Origin of the sequence: Synechococcus sp. FACHB-909, assembly GCF_014698945.1 — a bacterium.
Lineage (GTDB): Bacteria > Cyanobacteriota > Cyanobacteriia > PCC-6307 > Cyanobiaceae > Cyanobium.
On record NZ_JACJTY010000009.1, the window covers coordinates 112,023 to 119,402 of the forward strand.

Below are 7,380 nucleotides of genomic sequence, written 5' to 3' on the forward strand. Positions count from 1 at the left end.
TGGCTTGTTGCAGGCGCTTTTCCTGCAACGATGTGACAACCAACACCGTCGTTGCGCCCACCAGCCGCCAACGTGGGCACCACAGGACATCCACCGAGATCACCCCGATGGACAGGCCAAGAGACGACGCCAGCGATCACGACGGTTTTTCCGATACCCCCCTCGATGCGGCCGTGCATCGACGTGTGACCGTGGCCGTCTGCTGGGCCCTGGCCCGCAGGGCCGCCCTGGACGGCCGTGAGCTGTTCGAGGACAGCTACGCCATCAACGAGGAATTCCGTGAGTGGCTCCTCACCCTTGAGGACCACCCCGAACTGCTGCAGGCCAACGTGCTGATGGTGCCCAGGGACCTGCACCTGGATCGCCGACCGGAAACCGACGGACTGCTGGAGATCTGAGGTCTCCGGAGATTGAACGTCTCCGAAGTTCTGGGGGCGGGGATCTGGCTGGCCGGGCCGGGCTCAGCGGCGCCGGGGACCGCCCGGGCGGTTGCCGCCGGGCCGGGGGCCGGTGGCGCCGGCATTGCGTTCCCGGTAGGTGATGCGCCCCCGGGTCAGGTCGTAGGGGCTGATCTCGACCAGCACCTTGTCGCCGGCCAGAAGCTTGATGCGGAACTTGGTGAGCTTGCCCGCCGCCCGGCAGAGACACTGGTGACCGGCAGGCTGCTCAAGGGTGACGAGGTAGAACCCGTTGCCCTGCTCCTTTTCGATCACACCGGACGTTTCGATCATGCGGGAAGGCTGGCGTAAGGACAACAACAGTCCACCAGCTTAGGCGCCTAGCGTGACCCACCTCCCGGCGCCAGCCCCGACGCCGGGTCGCCCCCCCGCCACACGCAGGCCGGGTGCGGAGCGATAGGGTCGGCCCGCCGCCCGCCTCCAGCTCCCATGATCCTTCCCCCCATCGCGATGGATCTGGGCCTGCTGCTGATCTCGATCGGCGTGGTCAACCTCTGGCGGGCCAGGGAAAGCTCCTGACTGCGGAGGCGGTGAGCACCACCCTGCTCTTCCACAAGCCCTACGGGGTGCTCAGCCAGTTCCGGCCCGAACCCGGCAGCGCCTGGGGAAGTCTGGCGGACCACATCGATCGCCCCGGCGTCTACGCCGCCGGCCGGCTGGATGCGGACAGCGAGGGACTGCTGGTACTCACCGACGATGGCCGTCTCCAGGCCAGGCTCACCGATCCGGCCTGGGGTCACTGGCGCCGCTATCTGGTGCAGGTGGAGGGAATCATCACCGAAGCGGCCCTCGACAGCCTCCGCCGGGGGGTGATGGTGAAGGGACGCCGCACCCTGCCGGCCCGGGCCAGGGCGGTGGAGGACCCAACTCTGCCGGAGAGGGATCCGCCGATCCGGCACCGCCTGCGGGTGCCGACGGCCTGGCTGGAGGTGGAGCTGAGGGAGGGGCGCAACCGGCAGGTGCGGCGCATGACCGCGGCGGTGGGCCTGCCCACCCTGCGCCTGCTGCGCACGGCGATCGACCTGATGGATGGGGGCCCGCCGCTGGATCTGGCCGGGCTGGCCCCTGGGGCCTGGCGGGAGGTGAGCCCCGGGGAGCGGCAACGGCTGGGGGCGCTGCTCAGACCGTCAGGGCGTCCTTCAGCTCCCTGACGGTCTGCAGCTGGCCGTAGTAGTAGTTCGCCCGGGCACGGCGGTCGGGATCCTCGAGGGTGTCGAAGGCATCGAAGCCCAGGGAGGCCCAGAGCTCATGGCCGCAGGCGCGCGTCAGTTCTGCGATCGCCTCCTCCTCCAGGTTGGCCAGACGCCGCTGCAGGTTCTTGATCTGGGAAATCGCCATGGCCGCCGCCAAACGCTGCAATAGTACACACGAACTGGCGGGCCGGGCTGCTCAGAACGGCAGCTTCTTCTTGGCTTCCTTGTCGAGGTCCGACTCCATCTCCCGCAGGCGCCGCAGGATCGTGTCGTAGTACTCCTTGAGGTAGTCCTCCAGGCGGGTGGTCTCGGCCGCATCGAGGCCGAAGGCGGCATAGCTGGCCTCCATCGGCGCGGTGAGGGGCTCGCCTCCCCCCACCACCTCGGCGAAGGCGAGGCGCTCGGCCACGTTCAGGCTGGCTTCGAAGAATCCCGTGATCGCCTGCATCAGCTGCAGCAGAACCGGTGGTACCCGGAACACCCGGGCCTCGCGGCCGCTGTAGCGCTCGCAGAGCTGGGTGATCTCCCCGGTGGTCCAGGCCCGGGGACCGACGACGGGGAACGCCTGCCGGACCGTCTCCGGACGCTCCAGGGCGGCCACGGCGAAGCGCGCCACATCCTGGGTGTTCATGTAGGCGATCGGGGTCGGGGCCCCGCTCACCCAGACGGTCTGGCTCTCCAGCACCGGGATGGCGAACTGGCTGATCAGGCCCTGCATGAAGGCGACGCAGCGCAGGATCGTGTAGTCGAGGTCGGAGGCCTCGAGCCAGTCCTCCGTGCAGGCCTTGATGTCCATGAGCGGCACGCTGCGGTGGCGGGCCGCATCGAGCAGGGAGACGAACACCAGCCGGCGCAGACCGGCCCGGCCACAGGCCGCGAACAGGTTCTGCTTGCCGGCCCAGTCGATGTCGTAGGCACTGCCGCCGTCGGTGGCCCGGGCCGTGGCGGCGTCGATCACCGCCTCCTGGCCCTCGAGGGCGTAATCGAGGCTGTCGGGCTCCAGCAGGTCACCGCGGGTGAGGTCGCAGCCCCATTCCTGGAGAAAGGCGGCCTTGCGCGGCGATCGCACCACGCAGCGCACGACATGGCCCGCGTCAAGGGCGCGACGGGCGATCTGGCGACCGAGGGTTCCTGTTCCGCCGATGACAAGAACCTTCATGGACCCCAGCAAAGGAAGCGGGCTGAGCCTAGTGGTGCGTCCGGCGCCGGCGCGATCCGGGACTTCAGTCGTTCAGGAGCTTGAGCAGCAGGGCGCCGCCCGCCAGGCCAACGGGGATCAGCACCCAGAAGATGGCGGCGGTGCCGAAGATTTCAGAGGCCATGGCCCGGACAAGGGGGAACGGGGTACCTATCTAGCAGCCGTCGCGGCCACCAGGCCCCGGGCCGTGGCCACGATCACCGGCCAGGGGGCCTCACTGCGCAGCTGGGCGGCCATCACGCCGCTGGCGGCGGTGGCGAACCCCTGCGCCGACAGTGCCGCCACCAGATCGGCCAGCGGCGGGGGCCCCTGGCCCAGCCGGCGGGCAATGGCATCCACGGGCCAGCAGCGGGGCGTGAAGGCCGGATCGGCCCGAAGCCGCTCCAGCAGCCGCCGGCCAGGGCGGTCGAGGTGGGCGCCGCCGGCCTCGGCCTCCTGGAGCATGGTCGTGAGCGTGGCGGGATCCTGCAGGGGGCCGATCCAGAGGGGGCCGCTCACCGCCAGGGGCGGGACCTCACCGGATGGCGCCCCGGGACAGCCGCAGGGCCGCCACCGCCCCAGCCGCCCCAGGCTCTGCACCTGCTGGTCCCCGCAGCCGTGGCAGTGGGCCACCAGGCCCAGCTGCCCCTCCTCGCCGCGGGCGGGGTGGCGTTCCAGCCGCAGGGCGGTGCGGAAGGCCCGTCCTTCACTGAAGCTGAGCAGGGGGGTGATGCCGCGGCCCATCGCCCAGGCGCTGCGGGCCAGCAGCCCCAGCTGCAGGCGCAGGGCGATCTCCCAGCTGGCGGGGTGGGCCCGGGCGGCGGCACCGAAACGGCGCAGGGCGGCCTGGCGGTCGTGGCCCGTGGCCGAACGTCCATCGGTGCTGGCCAGGTAGAGCACCCCGCCGAAGGCCACCGCCTCCAGGGCCAGGGGAACCAGGGCGGCGGGACAGCCGAAGGCGTCCAGATCCACCAGCTCGAAGCGGCGCCCCGCAACCAGGCAGCCCGCCAGCAGCTGCTGGGCCGTGGCGGCACCCACCTGCCTTTCCACCGCCGCCGGCAGGCCGGCGAGATTCCGCTCCAGCAGCGGCAGCCGGTCGGGGTCGGCGTCGTTGGCCCACACCGCCGTGGCGCCCCCTTCGAGGCCATAGCGGAGGGCCCGGATGCCGCAGCCCGCCATGCCGTCGAGCACCCGCACGGGCCCGCCCGCCGCCCCGGCGGCCAGGCTCCGGACCAGCAGCACGCCGAAGTCCCTGGCCGGCCGGGAGGCGGGCCGGAAGAATCCGTCACCGGTCTCCAGCACGGCCGCCCCTTCGCAATAGTGATCAGGTCCGCTCACGTCCGGATCCTTGCCGCAGCCATCGGTGTCGTCCGCCGACCCCCAGCCTGCCTCCGGGGAGGGCCCGGCGCCGGAGGGGGCCGACTGGGGGGAGCACGCCCTCTGGACCTGGAAGGGCCACGGCTGCCACTGGCGCCGCCTTGGGGACAGCGGGCGGCCGGCCGTGGTGCTGCTGCACGGTTTCGGGGCCGGCAGCGGCCACTGGCGCCGCAATGCCGGTGCCCTGGCGGCGGCGGGGTGGTGCGTCTACGGGCTCGACTTGATCGGCTTCGGCGCCTCCAGCCAGCCGGGGACGCACCGCCATCAGGCCCTCGACAACCGCCTCTGGTCCCGCCAGGTGCAGGCGTTCCTGGCGGAGGTGGTCGGCGGGCCGGCGGTGCTGGTGGGCCACTCCCTCGGCGGCCTGGTGGCCCTCACCTGCAGCGTGTTCTCCCCCACCTGGGTGAGGGCCGTGGTGGCGGCCCCCCTCCCCGACCCCAGCCTGCTGATGGCCCAGCGGCGCCCGCCCCGGCGCCGGCCCTGGCGGCGGCGCCTGAAGCGGCGGGGAATCCAGCTGCTGCTGCGGCTGCTTCCCCTGGAGCTGGCGGTGCCCCTGCTGGCCCATTCCCCGCTGCTCGACCTGGGCATCCAGTCGGCCTACCACCACCCGGTGATCGGTGACCAGGAGCTGCGGCGGGTGATCGCCCGCCCCGCCAGGCGGCCCGGCGCGGTGCGGGCCCTGCGGGCGATGAGCATCGGCATGGCCCTGCGGCCGCATCGGGCCACGGCCGTCTCGCTGCTGCAGCGGCCGGGGCGGCCCACCCTGCTGATCTGGGGGGGCCAGGACCGGCTGGTGCCTGTGGAGGTGGCCCGGCAATGCCTCGGCCTGCGCAGCGACCTCGTCCTGCACGTGATCGCCCAGTGCGGCCACTGTCCCCACGACGAGACCCCCGACGCCTTCCACGGCGCGGTGCTGCCGTGGCTGGAACGCCTGGGGAACGGCTGACTCCAGGGCTCACCCCGGCGCGTAGTTTTGGGAGGACCATTCCGGTCGCCGTTCCGGTCCCCCGCAGCACTCCGCTCCCGACCCCGACATGAAGCACACCCTCTCGGTGCTGGTGGAAGACGAATCGGGGGCCCTCAGCCGCATCTCCGGTCTGTTCGCCCGGCGGGGCTTCAACATCGAGAGCCTGGCGGTGGGGCCGGCCGAGCACCGCGGCATGTCCCGGCTGACGATGGTGGTGGAAGGGGACGACCGCACCCTCGAGCAGATGACCAAGCAGCTCAACAAGCTGATCAACGTGCTCGGCGTCATTGACCTCTCCACCATTCCCGCCGTGGAGCGGGAGCTGATGCTGCTGAAGGTGGCGGCACCGGCCGAGAAACGCGGCGCCATCTTCGATCTGGTGCAGGTGTTCCGGGCCAAGGTGGTGGATGTGGCCGACGATGCCCTCACCCTCGAGGTGGTGGGGGATCCGGGCAAGCTGGTGGCTCTGGAGCGCCTGCTCGAGACCTACGGCATCCTCGAGATCGCCCGCACGGGCAAGGTGGCCCTGGAGCGGGCCTCGGGGGTGAACACCGAGCTGCTCAAGGCCACCGTCTCCGACAAGCGGGTCCCGGCCTGAGGGCAGGCCGGTTCCGCCGCAGGCGAGCTCAGGGCTTCTTGTTCTGGACCAGGGTGCCGCCTTCGATCACCCGGGCCCTGATCAGCTTGTCCCCCTGCTGGATCCGGTCGATCACGTCCATCCCCTTGCTGACCCGGCCGAACACCGCGTAGCGGCCGTCCAGCTCGGGCAAGGCCTGCAGGGCCACGTAGAACTGGGCGCTGGCCGAATTGGGATCGTTCGAGCGGGCCATGGCCACGGCGCCGCGCTCGTGGCTGAGGGCCAGCTGGCGGGTGACGGTCGGTGAGGTGATCTCCTCCCCGTAGCGGGGTTCCTGCTCGCCGTCGAGCTTGAGCTCCAGGGGAATGCGCCGGGACTCGCCACTGGCTGGGTCGACGAAGCCGCCCGAGCCGTAGTCGCTGGCGGGCACCTTGGGATCGGCGCTGCTGGGGTCACCGCCCTGGACCACGAACGGGACCGGCTCCTTCACCACCCGGTGGAAAACCGTGCCGTTGTAGACCCCGCGGCGGACGAGATCAACGAAGTTTCCGGCCGTGAGCGGGGCCGCCGCCCCATTGAGGGTCAGCTCCACCGGCCCCTTGCTGGTCTCCATCGCCACCACGGCCGTGCCCTTGAGGCAGGGGGTGGTGGCCGCTTCGCAGCCCATGGGTCGGTTGCCGGTGTCGGCGGCGCAGGCCGCCAGGCCGAGGGGCGTCAGGCCCAGCAGCACCAGAAGCAGCAGGCGCCAGCCGAGGCCGGCGGCTTTCGTGGCGGACCCCATCGTCAGATGCCCTCCAGGGGGACGCCCAGGAAACGGGCCAGGCGGGCACCGGCCAGCTCCAGATCCGCCAGGGGCATCGGCTCACCCACCCGGGTCAGGGGCATGTCCCTTCGGCCCTGCACCCGCAGGGCCAGGCGTCGCTGGGGACTGAGGCCGTCCCGCACCTCCACCTTCACCGCCTGGATCTCCCGCAGGGGGATCACCACCTCGATCAGCTGGCGGAAGCCGCGGCGGCTGATGCGAGCCTCGCCGGCCTTCCGATCGAAACGGTTGAGGCCAGAGCCCACATCGATGCTGATCACGAGCCACAGGTAGGTGGCCAGCAGCAGCGCCGCCACGCCGTACAGCCCCATCACCAGCCCCTGCGGAACCCAGACCAGGGCAGCCGGGTGGCCGATGGGCAGCAGGTCACGGCCGAACCGGCTGGAGGCGCTGGTGAGCACGAAGCCGATGCCACCGATGGTCACGGCCGCAGCCACCAGCAGGTTGGAGAGACGCCGGGAGCCGAGCACCGGCTGCTCCAGCACCTGCTCGTCGGCCGAAGGGGAAGCGACGCCGGGCGAAGCCATGCGGTCAGAGGGGGCGATGGGCCGCCATCCTGCCGCGAAGCGTGCCGGAGGCGTCAGTTTCAGCCCATGTCGCCCGGCGCGGGAGGCGGATCAACGTTGTTACCATCCCCCGGTAACCCACAGCCCTGCGGGTCATCCGCACCGCTTTCACCCATGACGATCGCCCTAGGGCGTGCACCGGCCACGCGTGGATGGTTCGACGTCCTCGACGACTGGCTCAAGCGCGACCGCTTCGTTTTCGTGGGGTGGTCCGGTCTGCTGCTGTTCCCCACGGCCTATCT

11 protein-coding genes and 1 pseudogene are annotated in these 7,380 nt (G+C 71.4%); 5 read left to right on the plus strand and 7 right to left on the minus strand.

Annotated features, from left to right (window positions below; all coding sequences use genetic code 11):
• The first annotated feature begins 107 nt into the window (after positions 1–107).
• Positions 108–398: a DUF8673 family protein gene (locus tag H6G99_RS14190; RefSeq protein ID WP_094583933.1), complete on the plus strand. Its 291-nt coding sequence runs from the start codon at positions 108–110 to the stop codon at positions 396–398.
• Positions 399–461: 63 nt separating this feature from the next.
• Here the strand turns inward: H6G99_RS14190 and infA are convergent, their stop codons facing one another.
• Complete coding sequence (infA, locus tag H6G99_RS14195; protein ID WP_015108791.1) at positions 462–731, minus strand: translation initiation factor IF-1; 270 nt, start codon at positions 729–731, stop codon at positions 462–464.
• A 257-nt stretch (positions 732–988) separates the two neighbouring features.
• Here infA and H6G99_RS14200 point away from each other — a divergent pair, with 257 nt between their 5' ends.
• Positions 989–1,609: a pseudouridine synthase gene (locus H6G99_RS14200; protein WP_190612154.1), complete on the plus strand. Its 621-nt coding sequence runs from the start codon at positions 989–991 to the stop codon at positions 1,607–1,609.
• On the opposite strand, the gene H6G99_RS14205 is transcribed toward H6G99_RS14200, so the two are convergent.
• The 4 genes from H6G99_RS14205 to H6G99_RS14220 all read right to left on the minus strand — a co-directional run bounded on the left by H6G99_RS14205 (position 1,578) and on the right by H6G99_RS14220 (position 4,166).
• A complete protein-coding gene (locus H6G99_RS14205; protein ID WP_094583931.1) occupies positions 1,578–1,796 on the minus strand; it encodes a DUF8669 family protein in 219 nt (72 codons plus the stop codon). The genes H6G99_RS14200 and H6G99_RS14205 overlap by 32 nt on opposite strands.
• A gap of 51 nt (positions 1,797–1,847) precedes the next feature.
• A complete protein-coding gene (locus H6G99_RS14210; protein WP_190612155.1) occupies positions 1,848–2,810 on the minus strand; it encodes an NAD(P)H-binding protein in 963 nt (320 codons plus the stop codon).
• Between the two features lie 64 nt (positions 2,811–2,874).
• Positions 2,875–2,973 carry a cytochrome b6-f complex subunit PetM gene (gene petM, locus H6G99_RS14215; RefSeq protein WP_015108796.1) on the minus strand — a complete coding sequence of 33 codons (99 nt, stop codon included), beginning with the start codon at positions 2,971–2,973 and terminating at the stop codon, positions 2,875–2,877.
• Between the two features lie 26 nt (positions 2,974–2,999).
• Entirely contained in the window at positions 3,000–4,166 is a 1,167-nt protein-coding gene (locus H6G99_RS14220) for a N2,N2-dimethylguanosine tRNA methyltransferase (protein ID WP_353617254.1), read from the minus strand.
• 25 nt (positions 4,167–4,191) lie between these two features.
• On the opposite strand from H6G99_RS14220, the gene H6G99_RS14225 reads away from it, so the two are divergent.
• The gene (locus H6G99_RS14225; RefSeq protein ID WP_190612156.1) at positions 4,192–5,151 is read left to right on the plus strand and encodes an alpha/beta fold hydrolase; all 960 of its coding nucleotides are present in this window, start codon (positions 4,192–4,194) and stop codon (positions 5,149–5,151) included.
• Positions 5,152–5,239: 88 nt separating this feature from the next.
• On the plus strand, positions 5,240–5,770 hold the full coding sequence (gene ilvN / locus H6G99_RS14230; RefSeq protein ID WP_190612157.1) for an acetolactate synthase small subunit: 531 nt from the start codon (positions 5,240–5,242) through the stop codon (positions 5,768–5,770).
• A 28-nt stretch (positions 5,771–5,798) separates the two neighbouring features.
• On the opposite strand, the gene H6G99_RS14235 is transcribed toward ilvN, so the two are convergent.
• Both H6G99_RS14235 and H6G99_RS14240 read right to left on the minus strand, forming a co-directional pair.
• The gene (locus H6G99_RS14235; RefSeq protein ID WP_190612158.1) at positions 5,799–6,530 is read right to left on the minus strand and encodes a peptidylprolyl isomerase; all 732 of its coding nucleotides are present in this window, start codon (positions 6,528–6,530) and stop codon (positions 5,799–5,801) included.
• A gap of 2 nt (positions 6,531–6,532) precedes the next feature.
• Entirely contained in the window at positions 6,533–7,099 is a 567-nt protein-coding gene (locus tag H6G99_RS14240; RefSeq protein ID WP_094583926.1) for a photosystem I assembly protein Ycf4, read from the minus strand.
• A 153-nt stretch (positions 7,100–7,252) separates the two neighbouring features.
• Here H6G99_RS14240 and H6G99_RS14245 point away from each other — a divergent pair.
• A pseudogene (locus tag H6G99_RS14245) lies at positions 7,253–7,380 on the plus strand (photosystem II D2 protein (photosystem q(a) protein)); the annotation flags it as partial.